Below are 23480 nucleotides of genomic sequence, written 5' to 3'. Positions count from 1 at the left end.
TGACTGGGATCAACGCGGCTGCACAGCAGCAAGGACCTCCGGTCCACGGGCGAACAACCGCTCTTCGGCGAGACGTGCACCGACCACTGCTCCGATGATCCCGATCGCGATCCCGACCGGCAGGGCCAGCCACAGCACGGCGGTCAGGTCAAGGACCAGGCCGATGATCAGCACGATCAGGACCGGGATCACCGCGACCAGTTGGCCAAGGCTGGTGGCGACCTGCACCAAAGCCTTTGCGCAGCCTGGATTTCCGGAGGACGCGAAGGGGTTTCCGGTACGCGGCGGCAGCGGGTAGGGCGCGGTCACCGACAGGAAGACGGCCGAACCCGCGCCGACGCCGAGCACAGCGAACAGCAGCGACAGCGTCCACGGGTACATTGACCAGCGGCCGAGCGCACCCGGCAAAACCACGGCCAGCAGTACCGACGGCAAGCCGATCACCAGTAGCAAGGCCAGCAGTCGCCCCCGCACGTCAGCGCGCACCGCGCCGGGCGTCACCAACGTCTGCCAGAGCGCGGTCCCGTCGTAGCCGTAGAGATTATTGGCGGCCAGGCCCGCGAACCACGCGGCACTCACACCCGCGAACACCGCACCGCCCGAGCCGTTGCCCTGTATTGCCGGAAAGACCGGCAGCAGAGCCCCCACCAGCAGCACGGGCAATAGCGCCGCCCGGCGTCGACTGTCGCGAGACCACGTTCGCAACTCCTTGACCACCACCGCGCCCACCGGCCCGGACGTCCGCACCCGGCCGAGCAGCATCCCACGCCCGCCCGTGCCGGATACCGAATCCAGCGGCGCGGTCAACCGCCGCCGCAACAACACCGACCATGCCTGCCACAGCACTGCCGTCAAGGCCAGCAATCCGACCAACGCGCCGAGCGCCACCAGCCAATCACCGCGCGCAGCTGCCCCCACCGCCACAGGTGCCCACCCGGATGGCAACGCGCGCAACACATTCGCCAACCACGGTGCCGATTCCCGCACCGAATCCACATGATTCAGCAGGAAGCTCATCGGGTAATAGGCCAACCCGGCAAGACCGGCGAGCAGCACCCCGAGATCGCGCCCCCTGCGCGAACGCATCGCGGCACCGATCCACGCCAGCACCACCCGCGAGAGCACCACCACGAATATCAACTGCAGCACCACACCGACCACCGCCACTGCGGCCGCACCCCAACTCAGCTGCGCTGCGAGCACAATCAGTCCGGAGAAGGCGAGCAGATTGATCACCGGCGCGGGCCCGACGAAGGCCGCCGCCAATAACCCGGCGGCCAACTGCCGATGACTCAGCGGCAGCAGCCGCAGATGTTCGGGCTGCACGGTCTCATCGCTGCTGCCCATCAATACCGGACCGCACAGCCAGCCGAGCGTCCATATCCCGAACCACGCGGCGGCCACCGTGATACCACCGGCCACGTCACCGTCGCGGGCCCCGAATCCAACGAGACCCGCTGTGCCGAGCGCGAATACGAGACCGATGATCACACCGCTGACGAACGTGACACCTTGCCAGCCATTGCTCAGAGCACGCTTGGTCAGCAACAACCGCATCCGAATCAGGACGCCAACCACGACAGCCCGTCCTCCCCGCCGACCCGGCCGCCGACCAGATGTACGAACGCCGTCTCCAAGGTGCTGTCTCCGCGCACCTCGTCGAGCGTTCCCGCGGCCACCACCCGCCCGGCGGTGATCACCGCGACCCGATCGCACAGGTTCTCCACCAGCGCCATCACATGGCTCGACAGCACTACCGCGCCGCCCGCCGCGACGAACCGCTGCAGAATGGTGCGAATCGTGCTCGCCGATACCGGATCCACGGCCTCGAACGGTTCGTCGAGCACCAGCAGTTTCGGCGCGTGCAGCAGTGCCGTCGCCAACCCGATCTTCTTGCGCATGCCCGCGGAGTAATCGACGACGAGAGTCCGTTCGGCACCGGTCAATTCGAAAACTCCGAGCAATTCCTCGGCACGTTCGGCCACCGTATTCGCGGGCAGTCCACGCAGTAAACCGGTGTAGGTCAACAGTTCCCGGCCCGTCAGGCGCTCCGGCAGCGCGAGTCCATCCGGCAATACGCCCGCCAAGGTCTTCGCCGCGATCGGATCGGCCCACACATCGACGCCGAAGATCCGCGCCTGTCCGGCGTCCGGCCGTAACAGGCCGCAGGCCATCGACAAGGTGGTCGTCTTGCCCGCGCCATTCGGGCCGACCAGCCCGAAGAACGAGCCCGGCGGCACCGTGAGGCCGACATCGTCGACCACCCACGGACCGCCGAATCGCTTATAAAGCCCGGTGAGCTGCAGCGCAGGATCGGTATGCACCATCTATCCCCCCTGGTGTTCGGTTCCCATCTCCTACGTTACGGACGAACCGGCCATCGGGTTCGAAATAATGCTGCCTGCCCCTGGAAGGGGCAGGCAGCACCAGCCCTACGCCCGCACAGTCGCCAACTCCTGCTGCACCGGCGCATCCCAATCGATCCGATACCGCTGCTCGACCCCCATGGTCTTCTCCGGGTTCATCCCTTTGATCAGCAGCGGCATCAGCATGGACATCATCCGGCGGGCCACCGGCCCCGGCGTCTTGCTGTGGTTGATCTTGCGTGCCCGCGCCGCGACACCTTCCACCCGCGGCCGCCGCACCCCTTCATAGGCAGCGAAGGCCGAGGTGTGGTCCGGCAGGTCCCGCAGACACCGTGCCAGCTGCACCGCACTCTCGATGGCCAGTGACGCACCCTGACCCGAGCTGTTGGACGGCGCATGAACCGAATCCCCGACCAGCACCATGCGTCCGCGATACCAGGTCGGCACCGGCGGCATAATATGCAGTGCCCCAGTCGTTTCCAGGTTTTCGGCGGTGGTCCTACGGGCGAATTCGCCGCCCGGGGTGTCCTCGGCGTAGGTCTCCCGCAGGATGGCCAACCAGTGCTCGGCCGGAATCGCGCGCGCCTCGGTCAGTGACAGATACTCCTTGTGCGGCAGATTGGCGCCCCACATGACCTTATCGCCGTCGACGGTTCCGTAGAGGTAGTACGCCTTCTTCCCGAATGCGAAAACCATTGTCTCCGACGGAATTCCGAAATCACCGTCGAGAATCGCGCCGAATCCGATCATCCCGGTGTACTCCGGTCCCGGATTATTCGGGTCGATGAGACCGCGCACCGTGGATCGAATACCGTCCGCGCCGATCAGCACATCGGCGGTCGCACTACTGCCATCGGCGAAATACGCGGTGACACCGTTCGCGTCCTCCTCGACACGCACGAGTCGCTTGTTGTACTCGAAAGGAACGCCGGCCGCGACCGCGTGATCGTGCAGCGTCCGGTGCAATTCATTGCGGTCGACCATCTTCAACGACGGAACGTCTGGCATTTCCGGCATCCGCAGCACTTTGCCGCCGACCGACAGCTGGGTATGCGATATCGGACTCGCTATCTCACGAACGAGGTCGCCGGCACCGACGATGTCGAGGGCGGCAACACCATTCGGTGCCAATGCCAGCCCGCTGCCGATGCCGTAGGTAGGACCCGGATAGGCCTCGTAGACGCGAGCGGCAATGCCCGCCTTGTGCAATGCGGTGGCGGTGACTGGTCCGGCGATACCACCGCCGATAACGATGGCCGTTTCTGTTTTGGACATGGGTGTACTCCAGTTACGTGCGATACGGATTTCTTCGAAAGCCCGAACCCACCGCCCCATCGCATACCCAGTTATCCTGTGGTTGCCAGCCTTGTAGCCGGGTGCGCGCATGCGGACGCGGTTCGAGACGGTTACATCGGGCTCGGCGGCGGTGTTGCCGCACCCCGCCGGGCCCGGTCTCTATTCCGTCATCCCCCTTTCCACCAGCTCCGCGACCTCGGCGGGCGACATGCCGACGGCATGCATATGCCGCCAGAGATCGACGCCGGGGAAAGCGCCGGCGGCGATCTCGTCACGCAGCGACGCGGCCCACGCCACCTCGGCCTCCAGCATCGCCACACCGTATTCGGCTTCGACGACGAACAGCCGGGGCAGATTGGCGGCCGCGAGTTGATCGAGTTCTCGGCGCGCAGCCTCGATGACGCGCCCCAGCGCGTCGATGCGCCGACCGAGCAACTCGACGACTTCATCCGGCGGCAGTGCCGCCACGACAGAGAGCCCGGCCGTGAACCGGTGATGTTCCGGCGTCGGCTCGGCAATCAATTCCCTTGTCCAGTCGGCCATTTCGGCGCGACCGGCATCGGTTATCGCATAGATCGTACGTTCCGGCCGAGCACCGTCGCGCTCATTGCCGACGACCTCGAGAAAGCCCGCCTTCTCCATGTTCTGCACGACTGTGTACAGCGAGCCCCATTTGATGTCCATATCGCGGTCCTTGCCGCGCTCACGCATCTGCGAGGCGATTTCGTAGCGGTGCATCGGCCGTTCGATGACGGTCGCGAGCACCGCCAGCGCCAGCAGATTGTTCACCTTGCGCTTCGCGGCCATGGACACCTCCTTACTCGTCTACGAATATACGTCTACGAGCATTCGTGCACAAGTACTAGGCGCGGACAGGCTCACGCTCTCTGGTCTCTTCGTCGAGCAGCTTGGCTGCAATGTTCTCCAGGGCCCGATCGAGCAACGCGCGGTCGGCCGGATCTGCGCAGTCCCAATCGTCGAGCCTGGTGTCGAGCCACTGCCGCCACGACGCCTGGATCCGATCGACCTCGGCCTGTCCGGCATCGGTAAGTCGCAGTCCCGCACCATCTTCGGCGAGATAGCCGCGGCCGATCACCCGGTCGTAGATAGGTTCGATGACCTCGTCCGGCACCTTGTGCCGCTGCGCGATCGCATCCAGCGTCGCCATCCCCCGGATACGGATGTGCATATAGACCTGCCCCAACGCCCAGGCTTCGCCGCGAGTCAGCCCGCTGCCCGAATCCGCGAGAATGCGCGGACCGATCGGCCCCTCCTCATGCGCGTTGCGCATGGTGTCGGCGACGGCGCGCTCCAGCAGCACCACACGATCCGGGGACTCCGGCATCGAAAAGCCCTCGCCCACATCGGTCGCACCCGCCCGGGAACTGTCGCGCAGTGGCACCTCCTGCAAGAACCAGGCGACCACGAAACCGGCCAGCGCGACCGGCACCACCCACAGGAAGACGTGGTCGATGGATTCGGCATAGGCATCGATGATCGGCGCGGACACCTCAGACGGCAGCGCACGCAACGACTTCGCATCCGCCGCGACCTCCGGCGAAACGACCCGGACCTGCATGAGCGCATCGGCCAGGTTCGGTCCGATCCGATTGGTGTACAGCGTGCCGAATATCGCTGTGCCGAAGGCGCTTCCGAGCGTGCGGAAGAAGGTGACACCCGAGGTCGCGGTGCCGAGTTGCGCGTACGGCACAGTGTTCTGCACGACGATGGTCAACACCTGCATACTCAGCCCGAGCCCGAGGCCGAGCACCAGCATGTACAGCGATTCCAACAAAACGCCGGTGTTGCGGCCCATGGTGGACATCAGGTACAGCCCCAGCGCCATCACCAATGTGCCGACGATCGGAAAGTACTTGTAGCGACCGGTCTTTCCCACCACCTGCCCGGACAGTATCGAAGTGATGAACAACCCGACCACCAGCGGCAGCGTGCGAATGCCGGACGCGGTGGCCGAAACCCCGTTCACATACTGCAGATACGCGGGCAGATACGTCATCGAGCCGAGCATCGCGAATCCGACGATGAAGCTGAGGATCGAGCACACGGTGAACACCCGGCTGCGGAACAGGCTCATCGGCAGCATCGGCTCCCTGGCCCGCAATTCGACCGCGACGAAAGCGGCCAGCAGCAGCACCGCCGCCACGAACAGGCCGATGATCATCGCGGAGCCCCACGCGTACTCCTGCCCGCCCCACTCCAGTCCGAGAATCAGGCAGGACACACCCGCCGCGACGAGTCCGATGCCCGCATAGTCGATGATCGGCTTGACCACCGAGCGCACCCGCGGGATGGTGCGCGCGGCCATGGCGATCATGATCACCGCGACGGGCACGTTGACGTAGAAGCACCACCGCCAGCTCGCGTGGTCGGTGAACAGTCCGCCGAGCGTCGGACCGATCACCGTGGTGACACCGAATACGGCACCGAGCGCGCCCTGATATTTACCGCGCTGTCGCAGCGGAATGGTGTCGGCGATCAGCGCCATCGCGGTGACCATCAAACCGCCCGCGCCGAAACCCTGGATGCCACGGGCGACGATCAGCAGCGTCATCCCATTGGCCAGACCGGCGATCATCGAGCCGATGATGAAGATCAGCGCACTGAGCTGGAAGATCAGCTTGCGGCCGAAGAGATCGCCGAGCTTACCCGCCAGCGCGGTCGCCACCGCCTCCGCCAGCAAATAGGCCGTGACCACCCACGCCATCTGCCCGGCCTCGCCCAGATCCGCGACGATCGTCGGCAACGCGGTCGACACGATCGTCTGATCCAGCGCCGCCAACAACATCCCGAGCACAATCGTGGCAAACACCACGTTTGTCTTGCCCCGACTCAACGGCTCGGCCGCCTTCTCAGCGACAGCAACAGCAGCGCCCATCCCCCAAGTATCACAATCCACAACCATCCACCTCCACCAGCGACACGACAGCAATCATCGAGAATGCGCTGGTGGCGGCTCCCTCTCGACATTTTGCTTCCACGAGCACATGGTGATCAAGGGTTCGTATTGCGTGTCGCCCTTCCCTCGGAACTTACTCCGAAGTAAGGTCGGCTCATGGCGTGGAACCCGAAAGATATCCCCAACCAGAGTGGGCGCACATTCATCGTCACCGGAGCCAACGGCGGCCTCGGCGTCGAGACCACCACGGCGCTGGCGAGCAAGGGCGGCACCGTGATCATGGCCTGCCGCAATGTCGCGAAGGCGCAGCCGATCGCCGACCGGATCGACGGCGACGTCCGGGTCGAGCAATTGGATCTGGCGGATCTGGCATCGGTGCGCGAATTCGCCGACAAGACCGGCGAATTCGATGTGCTCATCAATAATGCCGGTCTGATGAACATTCCGTTCTCCCGCACCAAGGACGGGTTCGAGACCCAGTTCGGCGTCAACCACCTCGGACATTTCGCGCTGACCGGACTACTGCTGGATCGGCTCCGGGACCGGGTGGTGAGCCTGGCGAGCATCGCGCACAAGCAGACTCCGAAGCTGTGGATCGACGACCTCAACTACGAGAACCGCCGCTACCAGCGCAATCTCGCCTACGCCCAGTCCAAGCTGGCCAACCTGATGTTCGCCCGCGAACTGCAGCGGCGACTGACCGAAGCAGGCTCCGACAAGCGCTCCTACGCGGTGCACCCGGGCGTCTCGGCGACCGATCTGTTCGCCAGGACCGAAACCCCACTGGACCGGATCAGCAAACCCTTCATCCGCATCATCGGCCATCCCCCGGCCAAGGCCGCTCACTCCACGCTTTTCGCGGCCACCATGCCCGATGCCGACCCAACCACCTACTGGGGTCCGAACCGGTTGTTCCAGAGCCAGGGCCCGGTCGAGCCCTCGCCGTCGAGCAAGCTGTCGAACAATCCGGAACTGCTGCGCCGCCTGTGGGAGGAATCCGAGCGCATGACCGGGATCACCTACAAGTTCTGAGGCCCCACCTGCTCCTACGTACCGTGTAGTAGACGGGTACCGTGGTATGCGTGTCCGCTCCACCTCGCCGCTCGGCACACAATCGCCCGGCCCTCATCGTGCTGGTGGTCGTGGCCGCCCTCGCCTGCCTGGCATTGGGATGGTGGCAGTGGGAGCGGTTCGAATCCGCGAGCGGCACCGGTCAGAATCTCGGCTACGCATTGCAGTGGCCGCTGTTCGCCGGGTTCGCGGTCTTCGCGTACTTCCGGTTCGTGCGGCTGGAATCCGAAGCGGATAAGGAGCCGGAAGCCGAACCGGCTCCCGCGAAGGCGCGCCGACCCGCGAAAGTCGATGCGCCGCGCGAGATTCCGGCCGGACTGCTGCCCGAGCGGCCCAGGGCCGCCCGCGACGATGATCCGGTGCTCGCCGAATACAACAAGTATCTGGCCGAGCTGCACGCACAAGATATCGACCAACACGTCCGGGACGCGGGCCTCGCCCACGACACACACAGGAGCGCCGGTTGACCACCAGCGAGAACTCGACCGAATCCGCCGCGACGCTCACCCCCGAGCCGACGGCCACGAATGTCGCGAAGATCAAGCCCGCATTGCTGCGCTACCGCGTGCTCGCCTGGACGACGGGTCTGTGGCTGCTGCTGCTCACCGGCGAAATGATCGCCAAGTACGGCTTCGACGTGCACACCCCGAACTGGATCGCGGTCGTGCACGGCTGGGTCTATTTCGTCTACCTGCTGGTCACCGCCGACCTCGCGGTCAAGGTGCGCTGGCCGATCCCGCGCACCGTCGGCACCCTGATCGCAGGCACCGTCCCGCTGCTGTCCTTCTTCGTCGAACACGTCAACGCGAACAAGGTCAAACAAGACTTCAACCTCTGACCCACCCCTGACGCCGCACCCGTCGCGGCTTCCGCACCCGTCGCGGCCTCCGCACCCGTCGCGGCCTCCGCGCCCGTTGCCGGGATCAGCACCGTCGCACTGCCGCTGCAAATTCCAAGTCCGGGCACGGCACCTGGGCCAGCACCGTTATGCAGGGATCACTACCCAATGCACGGCCCGCACCCGTTGCGCCGCCCCCGTTGTGGCACCTGCACCCTCCCGCCAGGCTCCGTACCCGTTGCGAAGCCTGCAACCTTCCGGCGGAATCAGCCCGTCGCGCAACCCGCGCCCTCCCACAGGAATCAGCACCCGTCGCGCGGCGCACATCCGTCGCCGGGATCCGCGGCGGTTGCGGGCCCTCGAGCGTGCGGCTGACTCAGGCCTCAGCGAGGGCCGCGAGCGCCGGGAGAAGCTGAGTCAGCGCGCGACCGCGATGGGACACGGCATCCTTCTCGGCGGGGGTCAGCTGAGCAGCGGTGATATCGCCGCCTGCCGGAATGAACAGCGGGTCGTAGCCGAAACCGCCGTCGCCCACCGGTTTCCGGCCGATCGCACCGGGCCATTCACCGCGGACCACGATCTCGGTGCCGCCGGGCACCACCAGCGCGCAAGTGGAAACGAACTGTGCGCCGCGCCGCTCGTCCGGCACGTCACCGAGTTGGGCGAGCAGCAGCGCGTTATTGGCCGCATCGTCGCCGTGCCCCCCGGACCAGCGCGCGGACAGCACACCGGGCATCCCGTTCAACGCGTCCACCGCGATCCCGGAATCATCTGCGACACAAGGTAATCCGGTGGCGGCGGCACCATCGCGCGCCTTCGCCAGCGCATTCTCCTCGAAGGTCGCGCCGGTCTCGGGCGCCTCGTCGTAGGCAGGCACATCGCCGAGTCCGACGATCTCGATGCCCGCGATACCCGCGTCGGCGAGGATCCGACGCAGTTCGTTCAACTTCTTGGCATTGCGACTGGCGACCAGGACGCGGCGCGACATCACTTCTTCTTCGACTCGGCAGGCTGCGGCAGCACACCCGGATACGGCAGTGCGAGCGCCTCTTTCTGGATGGCGAACAGCCGGTCGCATCCCGCAAGTGCGGAATCGAGCAGCTTGTCCAGGGTGGAGCGTGGGAAGGTGGCGCCTTCACCGGTGCCCTGGATCTCCACCAGGGTCCCGGTATCGGTGGCGACCACATTCATATCGACCTCGGCGCGCGAATCCTCTTCGTACGGCAGGTCCAACCGCACCCGGCCGTCGACGACGCCGACGCTCACCGCGGCGATCGCACACGAGATCGGCTGGGGGTCGGCCAATCCGCCTGCCGCGCCGAGGTAGGTGACCGCATCCGAGAGCGCGACGTACGCGCCGGTGATGGCCGCGGTCCGAGTGCCACCGTCGGCCTGCAGCACGTCGCAGTCGATGGCAATGGTGTTCTCGCCGATGGCCGCGAGGTCGATGCATGCGCGCAGTGACCGGCCGACCAGCCGGCTGATCTCCTGGGTGCGCCCGCCGACCTTGCCCTTCACCGATTCCCGTCCGCTACGGGTATGCGTGGCCGCGGGCAGCATCGCGTATTCGGCGGTGAGCCAGCCGAGCCCGGAATCGCGACGCCACGGGGGCACGCCCTCGGTGACGCTCGCGGTGCACATCACCCGGGTCTGCCCGAACTCCACCAGCACCGAACCGGCTGGATGCGTGGTGAAGCCACGGGTGATACGTACCTCGCGGAGCTCATCGTCCGCCCTGCCATCGGCTCGTCTCGACACGCGCCAAGCCTAGTCACATGGCCAACCGCGCGCGGCAACCGGTCAGATGTCGAAGGTCTCGCCCGGTGCGACGGCGTGCACCGGTCCGGAGAACTGCGCCTTCGCCTCGGCGATCACGTCCTCGCGGGAGGTCCACGGCGGAATGTGGGTGAGCAGCAACTCTTTCACGCCCGCACGCGCGGCGATAATGCCTGCATCGGTACCGGAGAGATGAATACCGGGGGGCCTGTTGGCCGGATCGTGCGTCCACGACGCCTCCGACATGAGAAGGTCGGCGCCCTGCGCGAGTTCGAGAACCGCATCGCACATCGCGGTATCGCCGGTGTAGACGAAGGTCCGCCCGGACGCGGTCGCGATGCGCAGCCCGTACGACTCCGGCGGGTGATACATCCGACGCGCGAGCACCGTATGGCCCGGACCGAATTCGATCGCCTCGCCCTCGACCCACGTCTGGTGATCGATGACGTCGGACCAGTCGTCGCATTCACCGCCGATCTCGGCGGAGGCATTGCCGATGCGCACCGCGCTATCGGACGGGCCGCGCACGATCGCCCGCCCCACCGGTGGTGTCGGGTGGTAACGCCGCCAGACCAGCAGTCCGGGCAGATCCAGGCAGTGATCGGCATGCAGATGTGTGAGGAAGATATCGACCTCACCGGGATCGGCGTAGCGCTGCAATGCCCCGAGCACGCCGGGCCCGAAATCGATGACCACCGGCGACATATCCGGTCCGGTCAATAGGTACCCCGACGCTGGGGAGTCCGGGCCGGACACACTGCCCGAGCACCCGAGGACGGTAAGGCGCATTCCCCCATGCTGCCACGACGATTTCTCACTCAAGAACCGATCCCCCACATTCCGCTACGAGTCGCGCAACGACCACGACTACGCATTGACTCCGGCTCGATCCCCGCGGCGGTTTCGGCGTGCATCACCAGAGAGTACCCAGCCGGCCAGCACTCCACCCATTGCCCCGAAAAGATGCCCCTGCCAAGAGATTCCGGGCTGTCCTGGCAGCACACCCCACAGCACCGACCCGTAAATCGCCAGCACAACCAGGCCGACGCCGATCTGCACGAGGTTGCGGGCGAACCAGCCGCGCGAGATCAGGAAGGTCAGCCAGCCGAAGATCAGCGACGACGCGCCGAGGTGCACCGAACCGGTGGCGCCGGTGAGCCAGACGCCGACTCCGGCCACGATCCAGATGATCGCGGTCGCGGCGAGTCCGCGCCCGATGCCCGCGAGCAGGGTGATGAAGCCGAGGACGATAACCGGAAGCGTATTGGCGAACAGGTGATCCCAGCCGTGGTGCAGGACCGGGGCCCAGAGAATGCCCCACAGGCCGTCCGCCTCGCGCGGTTCGATGCCGTTGTAATCGAGTTGGTTGTGGTCGAGTTCGTCGACACCTTCGATGCCGTAGAGCAGGGCGACGAATGCGGTGATGATGACGCCCGCGCGCAGCCAGAGCTGTCTGATCGGCGCGAGGCTATTCGGTTCGGCGGGCGTACCGGGAGTCGACACGCTCGGTTGCCCCAGTTGGGCGCGCAGTGCGGCGATCCGCTCCGGATCGAACGACGAACCGATTCCCGAACCGCCGGTCATCGCAACCTCCTCGTGGAGCGAGTCCTCGGCGCGCAAGGGCCCGCTCTTTCGAGAGTACCGGGCCATATCGCGACCCAGCGGCCGACGAACTCAGGCCCAGAGCTGGCCGTCGAGGCGTTCCTCGGCCTCTTCGAGAGTCCCGTCGTACGCGCCGGTCGACAGATACTTCCACCCGCCGTCGGCAACCACAAAGGCGATATCCGCCCGCGTGCCCGCCCGCAAGCATTTGCGCGCGACACCGAGCGCCGCATGCAGAATGGCGCCGGTCGAAATGCCCGCGAAAATGCCCTCTTCCAGCACCAATTCGCGGGTGCGCTTCACCGCATCAAAGGGACCGACCGAAAAACGAGTGGTCAGCACGGACTCGTCGTAAAGCTCAGGAATGAAGCCCTCATCGATATTGCGCAGTCCGTACACGAGTTCGCCGTAGCGCGGTTCCGCCGCGACGATTTCGATGCCGGGCACCTTCTCGCGCAGGAAGCGGCCGGTCCCCATGAGCGTGCCGGTGGTGCCCAGACCCGCGACGAAATGCGTGATCTCGGGCAGGTCGGCGAGAATCTCCGGGCCGGTGGTCTCATAGTGCGCCAAGGCATTGGCCGGATTGCCGTACTGGTACAGCATCACCCAGTCCGGATTCTCCGCCGCGATCTGCTTGGCCAGCGCGACCGCCTGATTCGAACCGCCCGCGGCCGGGGAATCGATGATCTCCGCACCGAACATGGTCAGCAGCTGACGCCGCTCGACCGAGGTGTTCTCCGGCATCACGCAGACCAGCCGGTAGCCCTTGAGTTTGGCCGCCATGGCCAGCGATATGCCGGTATTTCCGCTGGTCGGCTCCAGGATCGTGCGGCCGGGCGTCAGCAGGCCGTCGGCCTCGGCCTGTTCGATCATCCGCAGGGCCGGCCGGTCCTTGATGGAACCGGTCGGGTTGCGGTCCTCGAGTTTGGCCCACAGCCGCACCGGGTGATCACCGTCCCACTGCGGGGACAGGTTGCGCAGCCCGACGAGCGGAGTGTTGCCGAGGGTCGCGATCAGCGATTCGTAGCGCGCCACGGGGTGGATCAGCCTCCGGCGACGGCGGGCAGGATGGTGACGCTCGCACCCTCGGGCACCTCCGCGTCGAGGCCGCCCGCGAAGCGCACATCTTCGTCGTCGACGTAGATGTTGACGTAGCGGTTCAGCTTTCCGTCCTTGAGCAGCCGCTCCGCGAGGCCCGGATGGTTGGCGTCGAGATTGTCGATCAGCGCGGACAGGGTCGAGCCCTGCGCGTCGACACGCTTCTCGCCTCCGGTAAGGCCACGCATGATGGTCGGGATGGACACGGTTACCGGCATGGGAACTCCTCGAATTCGACGAACATAGGGGTACTAAACGGTCTCGTACGCATCGACGATCCGGACCGGCTCCTCGGTGACCTCACCGTCCACGATCCGGTAGCTGCGCAGCTCGTGCTGCTCGGGATCGCGGGTGGAGATCAACACGTAATGCGCGAACGGCTCGGACGCATAGGAGATATCGGTGCGGCTCGGATAGGCCTCGGTGGCGGTGTGCGAGTGGTAGATCACAACCGGGGTCTCGTCGGCATCGTCCATCGCCCGCCACACCTTCAGCTGTTCACCGGAATCGAACCGGTAGAAGGTCGGTGAGCGCTCGGCATTGACCATGGCGATAAACCGCTCCGGCCGATCCGAACCCTCCGGACCGGCGATGACGCCGCAGGCCTCGTCCGGGTGATCGGCGCGCGCATGCGCCACCATCGCCTCCACCAGGTCGGTCCTGATCACCAGCACGAGTCAAACCCTTCCGCATTCGGCATATCCGCTGCCGACACATCGCACCCGACAACGACCCAGAATATTCGGCTATTCCCACCCGCCTGTCGGCCGGTACCCTCCCCGGCGCTGTTGCCAACGCTCCCGCACACTTTCGCGGATTCCACCCGGCATCTCGGTATGGGAGCCCGCTAGGAGCGTGGGAAGAGGTCCGAGTAGGCAGGGATGCCTGCCACGGAGTGGGCGGAAAGGATGGCGTCGACGATGGCGCGCTCGACGCAGACGGCCGCCGCGGTGCAGACCTCGTCCAGCACCAGCAGGTCGGACGGGAAGGCGGGCGGCATCGGGGCGGCGGTGATTTCGGCGGTGCCGGTGGACAGCGCGAAAAGGGTGTCACCGTCGAGGGGTGAGTGGGCAGGGCGTATGGCGCGGGCGAGCCCGTCATGGGCGGTGGTGGCCATGCGCCGGCAACCGGCGGGGTCGAGGGGTGCATCGGTGGCGACCACGCCGATGGTCGTGTTGAGAACGGTGCCCTTGACCGGGAGGGCGTTGGCCACGGCCAGTTGGTCGGGCGTGGCGGGATCCAGGCCGAATACGTCGCGGCCCTCGGTGCCGACACCCCAAGGCAAGCCGGTGCGCGGATCGAAGACCGAGCCGACCGGATTGGCGACGACCAGCGCCGCCACCGTGACGCCCGCGGCAGCACCCGCGCCGAGCACAACGCTCGCGGTCCCCACGCCGCCCTTGATCGAACCGGCCCGCGCACCGACGCCCGCGCCGACGCACCCGCGCTCGAACTCCTCCGCCGCGGCCTCGGCCGCCAGGAAACCGAAATCGGCGGTCGGTCGAATTCGCCAGTCCCCCACCGGAAGATCGAAGATCACCGCGGCGGGAACGATGGGTACCACCCGGCTCGGATCGGCCGGATCCATCGGTATGCCCTCGTGATGTTCCTCCAGCCAACGCATTACGCCGTCCGCGGCCGCGAGTCCGTAGGCGCTACCGCCGGTGAGCAGGATCGAATTCACTTGGCGCACAGTGTTGCCCGGGTCGAGCAGATCGGTTTCCCTGGTCCCCGGTCCGCCGCCGCGCACATCGACCGCGGCGACCGCCCCGCCGGGGACGCGCACGACGGTGCAGCCGGTCGCCGCGCCGGAACCCAGCGTCGCATCCGGATCGAGCACATGATGGTGCCCGACTAGCAGGCTGGGGACATCGGTGAGCGAATTCCGCTGTCCCGCTTGCACATTCTCCTGGCTGCTCATCACGATCAACCCGGACCGTCAGGGCGCGAGGGCCTGCAGCAGGGAATCCTGCATCCAAGTCAGCCAGTGATAAACATCCAGATGCGGCCCACGCGGATCATCGGGCTCGAGGTGATCCGGTGTCTCGGCATCGATTCCGAGCACCGTGCCCAATGCCAGCCGCACATCGGTCAGCGCGGTCAACCAGGCGTCGGCCTGCTCCGGCGTCAGCACGATCTTCCCGCCGTCGGTCGGCACCGTTTTCAGCACCACCGATCCGGCCGCCAATTTGGCATCGATGATCTCCGGCTCGTGCAAGCCGCGCAGCGCACTGTTGAGATCGGCGCGATCGGCATCAGGAGAACCCGGTTCACTCCGGTGGAAATCCGGCAGCAGCCGGTGCAGCCGGGGATCGTCGGGCGGGGTCGTATTGCCGCTACGCAGCCCGGTGAGCTCGGCGAGCTCATCATCGGGTGCAGAATCGGCCCGCTCGGTCAGCAGGCCGGAAACGGCGCCGACCAGGGACCGCAGTACGCTCGCCTCACGCGCGTCCATTTCGGATCGCAATTTGAGGCCGCTCAGCGAGTTCTTCCGGCTCCACTTACGCACTGACGTCAGGGTAGTCGTACCGGTCAGTCGTCCCGCTGCATGGTCGCCCAGAGTCCCGCGGCATGCAGCCGACGCACGTCCTGTTCCATCTTGTCCCGCGAACCCGACGACACCACTGCCTTGCCCTCGTTGTGCACCTTGAGCATCAATTCGGTCGCCTTCGCTTTGCTGTAGCCGAACAGCTTCTGAAAGATGTAGGCGACGTAGTGCATGAGGTTGACCGGATCATCCCAGACGACCGTCACCCACGGACGGTCCTCGGCCTCCAGGATCTCGGTGTATTCGACCGCCTCCGGAGTCGCCTGTGCCGCCGACAGTGTCGCGTTCACTTCGCACAAGGCCATAACACTCAGGGTACGACTCGACTCCGGATACACAACACCCGCGCACCAGGAATCGACAGACACCCCGGCCACACCGGCCTATCATGCCCGCCGCGGCTGTCTACAGTGGCTTTCGTGGACATGCGCAGCACCGCACTGCTGACCGATCAGTACGAACTGACCATGCTCGCGGCCGCCCTGGGCGACGGCTCGGCGCACCGTCGCTGCACCTTCGAGGTGTTTGCAAGGCGGTTGCCGAATGGTCGCCGCTACGGCGTTGTCGCGGGTACCGGCCGACTGGTCGACGCGCTGGCGCATTTCCGTTTCGAGGAATCGGAGCTCGCGGTCGCGGCCGGTTTCCTGGACTCGAAAACCATCGATTGGCTGCGCGACTACCGCTTCACCGGCGATATCGACGGCTATCCGGAGGGCGAGCTGTATTTCCCGGGCTCCCCGATTCTTTCGGTGCGCGGCAGCTTCGCCGAATGCGTCCTGTTGGAGACCCTCGCCTTGTCGATCCTCAATCACGACAGCGCGATCGCCTCGGCCGCCGCCCGCATGGTGAGCGCGGCCGCGAGTCGTCGAATGATCGAAATGGGTTCGCGCCGCGCTCACGAACTCGCCGCGCCGTCCTGCTCGCGCGCCGCATATCTGGCCGGTTTCGACGCCACCTCCAATCTGGAGGCCGTGCGCCGCTTCGGCGTGCCCGGCGCCGGCACCAGCGCGCATGCGTTCACCCTGCTGCACAGCGCCGCGGACGGTGCGCACGAGGCGGCCGCGTTCCGCAGTCAGATCGAGGCGCTCGGCATCGGCACCACACTGCTGGTCGACACCTTCGACATCACCCAGGGGGTGGCGACCGCAATCGAGATCGCCGGACCCGAATTGGGCGGTGTGCGTATCGATTCCGGTGATCTCGGCGTACTGGCCAGGCAGGTGCGCGACCAACTCGACGGACTCGGCGCGACCAAGACCCGCATCGTGGTCTCCGGCGATCTGGACGAGTACGCGATCGCCGCACTGCGGGCCGAACCGGTGGACGCCTATGGGGTCGGGACGTCGCTGGTCACCGGGTCCGGGGCGCCCACCGCCGGAATGGTCTACAAGCTGGTCGAGGTGGACGGGCTGCCGGTCGCGAAGCGCAGCAGCCACAAGGAGTCGCGCGGCGGCACCAAGAAGGCGATTCGACTGTCCCGCAGGACCGGCACCCTGGTCGAGGAGATCGTGTACCCGGCCGCCGGAAACCAGCCCGCCGCAAACGGATTCGAGGTTCGCGAGCTGATGGCACCACTGGTGCGCGGTGGCGAACCGGTCGATGGGCTGCCCACCCTCGCGGACAGTCGCAAGTTGGTGGCGCGCGGGTTGGTCAGCCTGCCGTGGGAGGGCCTGAAACTGTCGGCTGGGGAGCCCGCGATTCCGACGACGTTTGTGAATTGACCCGAGCTGCGGCGTTGCGTCGGTTCGCCCATTCCACGATGGAGACGGCTACCAGCACGATCAGGACGCCCCGGAGCAGCAGCCGTACCCAGTCGACGACCTCGTCGGGCCGGTTGCCGAGCAGAAAGCCGACGGCGAGATAGGCCGTATAGCCGATGAAGAGTGCGATCGGAATTCTGACGGCGCTGCTCACGTGGACCTCCAGTGTTCGTAGCCCGCCCGATCGATCAGGCGGCACAATGTAATCCACAGACAGGTGCCGAGTGTTTACACCCTCGGTTCTCAGATCGTGGGAAAGTGAGGTCGACATGAACCGAGCGTTGATCATCGTCGACGTGCAGAACGATTTCTGCGAGGGCGGATCGCTGGCCGTCACCGGCGGGGCCACGGTCGCCCGGCGCATCACCGGCTACCTGAACTCCGCGCATTACAGTGCGGTCGTCGCCACCCGCGACTACCACATCGATCCCGGCGGTCATTTCTCCGAACATCCCGATTATGTGGACACCTGGCCACCGCACTGCCGAGTCGGCACCTCCGGTGCGGATTTCCACCCCGCCCTGAATACCGAGCAGATCCAGGAGATCTTCTCCAAGGGCCAATACTCCGCCGCCTATTCGGGTTTCGAAGGCGCAACCGAGGACGGCACCGGCCTCGCGGACTGGCTGCGCGAGCGCGCCATCGACGAACTCGACATCGTCGGCATCGCCACCGACCACTGCGTCCGCGCGACCGCACTGGACGCCCGCATCGAAGGTTTCGACACCAGGGTGCTGCTGGACTTCACCGCGGGCGTCGCCCCCGACACGACCACCGCAGCACTCGATCGCATGCGCGCGGCCGGAGTGGATATCGAGGGTTCGGTCGTTCACTGACGCAGACCGCCTGCCCCGACCTGCGCAGGACACGCCGAGTTCGCGTATGGAAGGTGTGCGAAGCAGGCCGAGGATCCGATCGGGCGGTGATCGGTGTCGGTCCCAAGCAGTAGGCTCGTCGCGTGCCCGAACTGCCGCCCGTTCCCGAGCTTTTGGCCACCGCTGTGCGCGCACTCGGCGGGAAGGAGCGCGTCGGGCAGGTGACGATGGCGGCGGCGGTGGATCACGCCATCGATACCAAGGAGCACCTCGCGGTGCAGGCGGGCACCGGTACCGGAAAGTCGCTGGCGTACCTGGTGCCGAGCCTGCGTCATGCGGTGCGCACCGGCCGGACCGTGGTGGTGTCGACCGCGACCATCGCGCTGCAGCGCCAACTCGTCGACCGAGATCTGCCGCGACTGGCCGAGGCGCTGAGCAAGCCGCTCGGCCGGGAGGCTAAATTCGCGATCCTCAAGGGGCGCAATAACTATCTGTGCCTGAACAAGATCAATAGCGTGATTCCGGACGAGCCCGCGGAGGCCGAACTCTTCGACGCATTCGCCATCTCGCGATTGGGCCGGGAGGTGCAGCGGCTCAACGAATGGGCCTCGAACACCGAAACCGGTGACCGGGACGAGCTCGCTCCCGGTGTCACCGATCGGGCCTGGCGGCAGGTCAGCGTGTCGTCGCGGGAATGCCTCGGCAAGTCGCGCTGCCAGTTCGGCCAGGACTGCTTCGCCGAACTGGCAAGGGCGGAATCGGCGCAGGCCGATGTGGTGGTGACCAATCACGCCCTGCTCGCCATCGATGCGATCAGCGGCATCCAGGTACTGCCCGAACACGATGTGGTCGTGATCGATGAGGCGCACGAATTGGTCGATCGGGTCACCGGCGTCGCCACCGCCGAACTGGCCGCATCGGCGATCAGCGCGGCAGCTCGGCGCTGCGCCAAACTCATCGACCAACAGGAAGTCGACCGGCTCGAGGAGGCCGCCGAGGCCTGGCACACGGTGCTCGACGAACTGCCCGCCGCCCGCTGGGACGCACTGCCCGACGGGATCGCGCCGGTACTCGCACTGGTCCGCGATGCCGCCTGGAATGCCCGCACCGCGCTCGCGCCGCAGGGCGGCGCCACCGCACAGGGTGATCCGGAAAGCGCCGCCGCCCGCACCCAGGCGCTGGCCGCCATCGATGAGGTGCACGACAGCGCGGTGCGCGCCTTGACCACCTTCGACGAATCCGATCCGGCCAAGCGTCACGATGTCATCTGGCTCGCCGCCGACGAGATCCGCGGCGTCACCCGGCGCACGCTGCGGATGGCGCCGCTGTCGGTGGGCGGGCTACTGCGCAGCAGACTTTTCGGCACCGCTACCGTCGTGCTGACATCGGCCACCCTGCAGATAGGCGGCTCTTTCGACGGACTCGCTATCACCTGGGGTCTCCCTGCACAATCGGGCAACCGCAGCGATACCGCAACCGCCAACGGCGCGCAGGCGCCCTCGGACGCGGAGACTGTGCGCTGGAGTTCGCTCGACGTCGGCTCGCCGTTCGACCATGCCAAATCCGGCATTCTGTATGTCGCGAAACATCTGCCCGCGCCCGGCCGAGACGGTCTGGCACCGGTCTACCTCGACGAAATCGAGCGGCTGATCGGCGCTGCGGGCGGGCGCACGCTCGGGCTGTTCTCCTCGATGCGCGCCGCACGCGCGGCCACCGACGCACTCCGCGAGCGGCTGAATACGCCTGTTTTATGTCAAGGGGACGACGCAACCGGCGCGCTGGTGCGCAAGTTCGCCGACGACCCCGAGACGTCCCTGTTCGGCACGCTGTCGCTGTGGCAGGGCGTCGATGTGCCGGGGCCGTCGCTGAGTCTGGTGATCCTGGATCGGATCCCGTTCCCGCGGCCCGACGATCCGCTGCTGACCGCGCGACAACGGGCCGTCGAGTCGCGCGGCGGCAATGGCTTCATGACCGTCGCCGCCAATCACGCCGCGCTGCTGCTGGCCCAGGGCACCGGCAGGCTCTTGCGCAGCGTCGATGACCGGGGGGTCGTGGCGATCCTGGATTCCCGTTTGGCGACCGCGCGCTACGGCGGTTATCTTCGTGCCTCACTGCCGCCGTACTGGGAGACCTCGGATCCCGAAGTCGTCACCAAAGCGCTGCGTCGACTGACCGCCGCAACCGCCTGATCTGGTGAAGCTGTGAGACCACTCACAAAGCATTCCAATATTTCCAGACAGAAGTAAATTCAGAATCGATACTTCGGTGGAACCCCAATTCCCACGCCGGATGTATCGGCGAGTCCCCGCGCCAAGCCCTGCACGCGGCGCGGGGACACCACAAATCCCCTGTCAGCGCTGGTCCGCCCATGAGACCGTTTCCCAATGACGCACCAGCCAGATATCGACACCCTCGGCGAATTCTTGATCAGCGCAAGATCTTTGGCCGAATACCGGGCGATCTTCGCACTCACCGAAACCGACCTCAGCGGACGCATGCTCGACTGTCCAGGCGGCGCAGCAAGTTTCACCGCGGAGGCGAGTGAACTCGGGGCCACGGTCATCGCGGCGGATCCGATCTACGCCCAACCCGCGGAGCAACTGCGCACCCTCGCCATCTCCGAAACCGATCGCGGAAACATTTGGGCGACAGCGCATCTGGACCGATATCGGTGGGACTTCTACGGCGATCCGCAGCAGCACCGAGCGATACGCCTGGCCGCGGCGGCCCGCTTCGGCGCCGACCTCATCGCGCATCGCGATCGATACGTCGCGGCGCTGCTGCCGTCGCTTCCCTTTGCCGACAACAGTTTCGATCTGGTCCTCAGCTCACATCTGCTCTTCACCTACGCCGACCGCCTCGATCCGGATTTCCACCTGGCGGCCCTGCTCGAACTCTCCCGAGTGTCCGTAGGCGAGACTCGCCTCTACCCACTGGTCGATCACACCGGCGCACGCCAAGACGATCTGGTCGCACATCTGCGAAAAGAACTACACGACAAGGGAATACGCTCGTCGCTCCGGGAGAGCGCCTACGAGTTCCATCACGGCGCGACCACGGTTCTGGTCCTGCACTCGAACCGTGACGAAACGTGAAAACGATTGCCACCCAGATGAAAGCGCGGCGCGGCGACCATCCTAGGTCACCGCGCCGCAATCTGTTACGAGATCAGAGCGTCCACTTGAGAATCAACGTGACGACAGCCGCGATCACGGCCACCGTGATCGCCGCCACGCCCCAGACAATGCCCTGACGCTGCCACGGACGGCCGTGATCGAGGGAAAACTTGCCGGGACCGGTGAACGCGACGACAGCGCCGACGGCGGCGAACAGCAAGGGCATTTCGTAGCCCTTACCGGACAGCAGGCCGCCACCCCAGGTGGCATTGATCGCATTGATCATGGTGCCGAGCACGATGGCCGAGGCCAGTGGCGTCAGCAGGCCGAGCAGCAGCAGGATGCCGCCGGTGAATTCGCTGAGCCCAGCGAGGGTGCCGAACAGTTTTCCGGGGTTGTAGCCCATGGAATCGAAGGCGGCGGCGTTGCCGCTCCAACCTATGCCGCTGAACCAGCCGAACAGTTTCTGAGCGCCGTGCGCCGCGAGCAGGCCGCCGAAGACGACGCGCAGTACCAAGAGGCCGATATCGGCGGCGGAGTTGTCGAGAGTCGCGCCACTCGGATGAGCGGGGCGTTCGAGTGTGCCGTTGGAAGACATGCTGGTCCTCATCCGTGCATCGGTTATGAACAATGGCTCTTTAGCCTCGGCAATGAATCGGACTGCGGTCCGATTATCGCACAGTTCAGCCCAACCGCGCGATAGGCGAGGCTTATTTCGCGAGGAAGAAGAAGTATCCGAGGAACATCACCATCAGCGCCCACATCGCCGGATGCACGTCTTTGACGCGCCCCTTCGCGACCATGACGATCGGATAGAACAGCATCCCCATCGCCAGTCCATTCGCGATCGAGTAGGTCAGCGGCATCATGACGACGGTGATGAACGCCGGAATCGAGTACTCCAGCCGATTCCAATCGATCTCGCCGAGCGCGCGGGCCATCAGCACGCCGACCACGATCAGCGCAGGTGCGGTGATGGCCGCCGAACCGGCGACGACCGCGAAGATCGGATAGCAGAACATGGCGATCAGGAACCAGCCCGCCGTGGTCACGGCGGTCATACCGGTCCGTCCGCCCGCTGAGACACCCGCGGTCGATTCGACGTAGGCGGTGGTGGTCGAGGTCCCGATGACCGCGCCCGCCATGGTGCCCACCGAGTCCGCGGCCAGTGCACTGGCCGCGCGCGGCAGTTTGCCGTCCTTGTCGAGCAGTCCGGCCTGGTTGGCGACGCCGATCAGGGTGCCGGAGCAGTCGAAGAAGTCGACGAAGAGCATGGTGAGAACGACGACGGCCATCTGCCCGGTGAACGCATCGGGCAGATGGATGATGGCCTGACCGAAGGTGTGCTCGAGGCCCTGCGGCATTGCGACGACACCGTTGGGCAGCTCGACCAGACCGCTGATGACGCCCACAATGGCCGTGAGCACGATGCCATAGAGCACCGCGCCGTGCCAGCCGATGACCAGGAATACCACGGTCATCACGAGGCCGAACAGTGCCAGCAGCGTGGTGCCCTTGGTGAAGTCGCCGAGGGTGACGAGAGTGGCGTCGCTATTGACGACGATGCCCGCGTTCTTCAGACCGAGGAATGCAACGAACATCCCGATGCCCGCGCCGACGGCTAGCTTCATCTGCATCGGAATCGCATTGAGGATGCGTTCGCGCACCTTGGTGATCGCGAGCACGAAGAAGATCACCCCGGACAGGAGAGTCCCCGACAGCGCCACCTGCCACGGGATCCCCATCCCGAGCACCACCGAATAGGCGAAGAAGGCATTCAGGCCCATGCCTGGCGCGAGTGCGATCGGATATCTGGCCCACACCCCCATGACCAGCGTGCCGAAGACCGCGGCGACCGCCGTCGCGGTGAAGACCGCCTGCATGGGAATGCCCTTGGCTCCGAGCGGACCCTCGTCACCGAGCACCGACGGATTCACGGCGAGCACATACGACATGGCGAGGAAGGTGATGGTTCCGGCCATCAGCTCACGCTTCATGGTCGAACCGTTCGAACTGATGCCGAAGTACGCGTCGAGGCGTCCTCGGGTTCGCGTCAGAACGTCGGTGACCATGAGCTCTCCAGTCGAAAAACGAGTACGGGGGTGCCAGGGCACGGTAACCGACAATTCACTGAGCTCGAGAACCCGCCCCCATCAGCAGGTATAGGTGTTCGTGAGCAGCGTCACGGTAGCCGTCTCAGACAGATCGATCTACCACCATCGACGTCCCCGCAGGCAGATTCGACGCCTGGCAGGTCAAGGCCAAACCCAGCTTCGC

General features: G+C 65.9%; 24 protein-coding genes. 7 read left to right on the top strand and 17 right to left on the bottom strand.

Features of this window, described 5'->3' with window-relative positions:
- Window positions 1-9: 9 nt before the first annotated feature.
- The 5 genes from ACIBW7_RS38860 to ACIBW7_RS38840 all read right to left on the bottom strand — a co-directional run bounded on the left by ACIBW7_RS38860 (window position 10) and on the right by ACIBW7_RS38840 (window position 6558).
- Complete coding sequence (locus ACIBW7_RS38860; protein ID WP_397055398.1) at window positions 10-1578, bottom strand: hypothetical protein; 1569 nt, start codon at window positions 1576-1578, stop codon at window positions 10-12.
- Complete coding sequence (locus tag ACIBW7_RS38855; protein WP_040687208.1) at window positions 1563-2327, bottom strand: ABC transporter ATP-binding protein; 765 nt, start codon at window positions 2325-2327, stop codon at window positions 1563-1565. Before ACIBW7_RS38855 ends, ACIBW7_RS38860 begins: the two co-directional genes overlap by 16 nt.
- 105 nt (window positions 2328-2432) lie before the next feature.
- Window positions 2433-3641: an FAD-dependent oxidoreductase gene (locus tag ACIBW7_RS38850; RefSeq protein WP_397055397.1), complete on the bottom strand. Its 1209-nt coding sequence runs from the start codon at window positions 3639-3641 to the stop codon at window positions 2433-2435.
- A gap of 180 nt (window positions 3642-3821) precedes the next feature.
- A complete protein-coding gene (locus ACIBW7_RS38845; protein WP_397055395.1) occupies window positions 3822-4469 on the bottom strand; it encodes a PadR family transcriptional regulator in 648 nt (215 codons plus the stop codon).
- A 55-nt stretch (window positions 4470-4524) separates the two neighbouring features.
- The gene (locus ACIBW7_RS38840) at window positions 4525-6558 is read right to left on the bottom strand and encodes a DHA2 family efflux MFS transporter permease subunit (RefSeq protein ID WP_397055393.1); all 2034 of its coding nucleotides are present in this window, start codon (window positions 6556-6558) and stop codon (window positions 4525-4527) included.
- A 177-nt stretch (window positions 6559-6735) separates the two neighbouring features.
- Between ACIBW7_RS38840 and ACIBW7_RS38835 the strand changes: the two genes are divergently transcribed.
- From ACIBW7_RS38835 to ACIBW7_RS38825, 3 genes are all read left to right on the top strand, one after another.
- Window positions 6736-7611 (top strand): oxidoreductase, encoded by an 876-nt coding sequence (locus tag ACIBW7_RS38835; RefSeq protein ID WP_397055391.1) that lies wholly within the window; start codon window positions 6736-6738, stop codon window positions 7609-7611.
- A 50-nt stretch (window positions 7612-7661) separates the two neighbouring features.
- Entirely contained in the window at window positions 7662-8117 is a 456-nt protein-coding gene (locus ACIBW7_RS38830) for a transcriptional regulator (RefSeq protein ID WP_397055389.1), read from the top strand.
- A gap of 71 nt (window positions 8118-8188) precedes the next feature.
- Window positions 8189-8488 (top strand): DUF3817 domain-containing protein, encoded by a 300-nt coding sequence (locus tag ACIBW7_RS38825; RefSeq protein ID WP_397055507.1) that lies wholly within the window; start codon window positions 8189-8191, stop codon window positions 8486-8488.
- Between the two features lie 376 nt (window positions 8489-8864).
- Here the strand turns inward: ACIBW7_RS38825 and rdgB are convergent, their stop codons facing one another.
- The 10 genes from rdgB to clpS form a co-directional block, all read right to left on the bottom strand.
- The gene (rdgB, locus tag ACIBW7_RS38820; RefSeq protein ID WP_397055387.1) at window positions 8865-9476 is read right to left on the bottom strand and encodes an RdgB/HAM1 family non-canonical purine NTP pyrophosphatase; all 612 of its coding nucleotides are present in this window, start codon (window positions 9474-9476) and stop codon (window positions 8865-8867) included.
- On the bottom strand, window positions 9476-10246 hold the full coding sequence (gene rph, locus ACIBW7_RS38815; RefSeq protein WP_040687192.1) for a ribonuclease PH: 771 nt from the start codon (window positions 10244-10246) through the stop codon (window positions 9476-9478). Before rph ends, rdgB begins: the two co-directional genes overlap by 1 nt.
- A 42-nt stretch (window positions 10247-10288) precedes the next feature.
- A complete protein-coding gene (locus ACIBW7_RS38810) occupies window positions 10289-11053 on the bottom strand; it encodes a cyclic nucleotide-degrading phosphodiesterase (protein ID WP_397055384.1) in 765 nt (254 codons plus the stop codon).
- 78 nt (window positions 11054-11131) lie between these two features.
- Complete coding sequence (locus ACIBW7_RS38805) at window positions 11132-11848, bottom strand: rhomboid family intramembrane serine protease (protein WP_397055383.1); 717 nt, start codon at window positions 11846-11848, stop codon at window positions 11132-11134.
- 90 nt (window positions 11849-11938) lie between these two features.
- Window positions 11939-12901 carry a PLP-dependent cysteine synthase family protein gene (locus ACIBW7_RS38800; protein ID WP_397055381.1) on the bottom strand — a complete coding sequence of 321 codons (963 nt, stop codon included), beginning with the start codon at window positions 12899-12901 and terminating at the stop codon, window positions 11939-11941.
- 8 nt (window positions 12902-12909) lie between these two features.
- On the bottom strand, window positions 12910-13182 hold the full coding sequence (locus tag ACIBW7_RS38795; protein ID WP_040687190.1) for a MoaD/ThiS family protein: 273 nt from the start codon (window positions 13180-13182) through the stop codon (window positions 12910-12912).
- Between the two features lie 33 nt (window positions 13183-13215).
- The gene (locus ACIBW7_RS38790) at window positions 13216-13638 is read right to left on the bottom strand and encodes a Mov34/MPN/PAD-1 family protein (RefSeq protein WP_040687189.1); all 423 of its coding nucleotides are present in this window, start codon (window positions 13636-13638) and stop codon (window positions 13216-13218) included.
- A gap of 173 nt (window positions 13639-13811) precedes the next feature.
- Window positions 13812-14885: a P1 family peptidase gene (locus tag ACIBW7_RS38785; protein ID WP_397055378.1), complete on the bottom strand. Its 1074-nt coding sequence runs from the start codon at window positions 14883-14885 to the stop codon at window positions 13812-13814.
- Between the two features lie 18 nt (window positions 14886-14903).
- Entirely contained in the window at window positions 14904-15473 is a 570-nt protein-coding gene (locus ACIBW7_RS38780; RefSeq protein ID WP_397055376.1) for a DUF2017 domain-containing protein, read from the bottom strand.
- A 23-nt stretch (window positions 15474-15496) separates the two neighbouring features.
- Window positions 15497-15817 carry an ATP-dependent Clp protease adapter ClpS gene (clpS, locus tag ACIBW7_RS38775; protein ID WP_040687186.1) on the bottom strand — a complete coding sequence of 107 codons (321 nt, stop codon included), beginning with the start codon at window positions 15815-15817 and terminating at the stop codon, window positions 15497-15499.
- A gap of 120 nt (window positions 15818-15937) precedes the next feature.
- On the opposite strand from clpS, the gene ACIBW7_RS38770 reads away from it, so the two are divergent.
- From ACIBW7_RS38770 to ACIBW7_RS38755, 4 genes are all read left to right on the top strand, one after another.
- Complete coding sequence (locus tag ACIBW7_RS38770; RefSeq protein WP_397055505.1) at window positions 15938-17233, top strand: nicotinate phosphoribosyltransferase; 1296 nt, start codon at window positions 15938-15940, stop codon at window positions 17231-17233.
- 308 nt (window positions 17234-17541) lie between these two features.
- Window positions 17542-18108: a nicotinamidase gene (locus tag ACIBW7_RS38765; RefSeq protein WP_397055374.1), complete on the top strand. Its 567-nt coding sequence runs from the start codon at window positions 17542-17544 to the stop codon at window positions 18106-18108.
- 122 nt (window positions 18109-18230) lie between these two features.
- Window positions 18231-20276, top strand: a complete 2046-nt coding sequence (locus tag ACIBW7_RS38760) for an ATP-dependent DNA helicase (protein WP_397055372.1) — start codon at window positions 18231-18233, stop codon at window positions 20274-20276.
- Between the two features lie 195 nt (window positions 20277-20471).
- The gene (locus ACIBW7_RS38755) at window positions 20472-21182 is read left to right on the top strand and encodes a methyltransferase domain-containing protein (RefSeq protein WP_397055370.1); all 711 of its coding nucleotides are present in this window, start codon (window positions 20472-20474) and stop codon (window positions 21180-21182) included.
- Between the two features lie 73 nt (window positions 21183-21255).
- Here the strand turns inward: ACIBW7_RS38755 and ACIBW7_RS38750 are convergent, their stop codons facing one another.
- Both ACIBW7_RS38750 and ACIBW7_RS38745 read right to left on the bottom strand, forming a co-directional pair.
- On the bottom strand, window positions 21256-21801 hold the full coding sequence (locus tag ACIBW7_RS38750; protein WP_397055368.1) for a DoxX family protein: 546 nt from the start codon (window positions 21799-21801) through the stop codon (window positions 21256-21258).
- 112 nt (window positions 21802-21913) lie between these two features.
- Complete coding sequence (locus ACIBW7_RS38745) at window positions 21914-23275, bottom strand: NCS2 family permease (protein WP_397055366.1); 1362 nt, start codon at window positions 23273-23275, stop codon at window positions 21914-21916.
- Window positions 23276-23480: the final 205 nt, after the last annotated feature.

The sequence above is a fragment of the Nocardia sp. NPDC049526 genome (assembly GCF_044465765.1).
Classification (GTDB): Bacteria; Actinomycetota; Actinomycetes; order Mycobacteriales; family Mycobacteriaceae; genus Nocardia.
Note: the sequence above shows the minus strand (reverse complement) of the source record. Positions and strands in the feature narration are given on the sequence as shown.

Excerpts from the sequence above, each read along its gene's own strand:
- ACIBW7_RS38855 (WP_040687208.1), bottom strand. The coding sequence starts at position 2,327 with ATGGTGCATACCGATCCTGCGCTGCAGCTCACCGGGCTTTATAAGCGA.
- ACIBW7_RS38745 (WP_397055366.1), bottom strand. The coding sequence starts at position 23,275 with ATGGTCACCGACGTTCTGACGCGAACCCGAGGACGCCTCGACGCGTAC.
- rdgB (WP_397055387.1), bottom strand. The coding sequence starts at position 9,476 with ATGTCGCGCCGCGTCCTGGTCGCCAGTCGCAATGCCAAGAAGTTGAAC.
- ACIBW7_RS38805 (WP_397055383.1), bottom strand. The coding sequence starts at position 11,848 with ATGACCGGCGGTTCGGGAATCGGTTCGTCGTTCGATCCGGAGCGGATC.
- ACIBW7_RS38840 (WP_397055393.1), bottom strand. The coding sequence starts at position 6,558 with ATGGGCGCTGCTGTTGCTGTCGCTGAGAAGGCGGCCGAGCCGTTGAGT.
- ACIBW7_RS38785 (WP_397055378.1), bottom strand. The coding sequence starts at position 14,885 with ATGAGCAGCCAGGAGAATGTGCAAGCGGGACAGCGGAATTCGCTCACC.
- ACIBW7_RS38810 (WP_397055384.1), bottom strand. The coding sequence starts at position 11,053 with ATGCGCCTTACCGTCCTCGGGTGCTCGGGCAGTGTGTCCGGCCCGGAC.
- ACIBW7_RS38835 (WP_397055391.1), top strand. The coding sequence starts at position 6,736 with ATGGCGTGGAACCCGAAAGATATCCCCAACCAGAGTGGGCGCACATTC.
- ACIBW7_RS38795 (WP_040687190.1), bottom strand. The coding sequence starts at position 13,182 with ATGCCGGTAACCGTGTCCATCCCGACCATCATGCGTGGCCTTACCGGA.
- ACIBW7_RS38765 (WP_397055374.1), top strand. The coding sequence starts at position 17,542 with ATGAACCGAGCGTTGATCATCGTCGACGTGCAGAACGATTTCTGCGAG.
- ACIBW7_RS38770 (WP_397055505.1), top strand. The coding sequence starts at position 15,938 with ATGCGCAGCACCGCACTGCTGACCGATCAGTACGAACTGACCATGCTC.
- ACIBW7_RS38850 (WP_397055397.1), bottom strand. The coding sequence starts at position 3,641 with ATGTCCAAAACAGAAACGGCCATCGTTATCGGCGGTGGTATCGCCGGA.
- ACIBW7_RS38755 (WP_397055370.1), top strand. The coding sequence starts at position 20,472 with ATGACGCACCAGCCAGATATCGACACCCTCGGCGAATTCTTGATCAGC.
- ACIBW7_RS38750 (WP_397055368.1), bottom strand. The coding sequence starts at position 21,801 with ATGTCTTCCAACGGCACACTCGAACGCCCCGCTCATCCGAGTGGCGCG.
- clpS (WP_040687186.1), bottom strand. The coding sequence starts at position 15,817 with ATGGCCTTGTGCGAAGTGAACGCGACACTGTCGGCGGCACAGGCGACT.
- ACIBW7_RS38845 (WP_397055395.1), bottom strand. The coding sequence starts at position 4,469 with ATGGCCGCGAAGCGCAAGGTGAACAATCTGCTGGCGCTGGCGGTGCTC.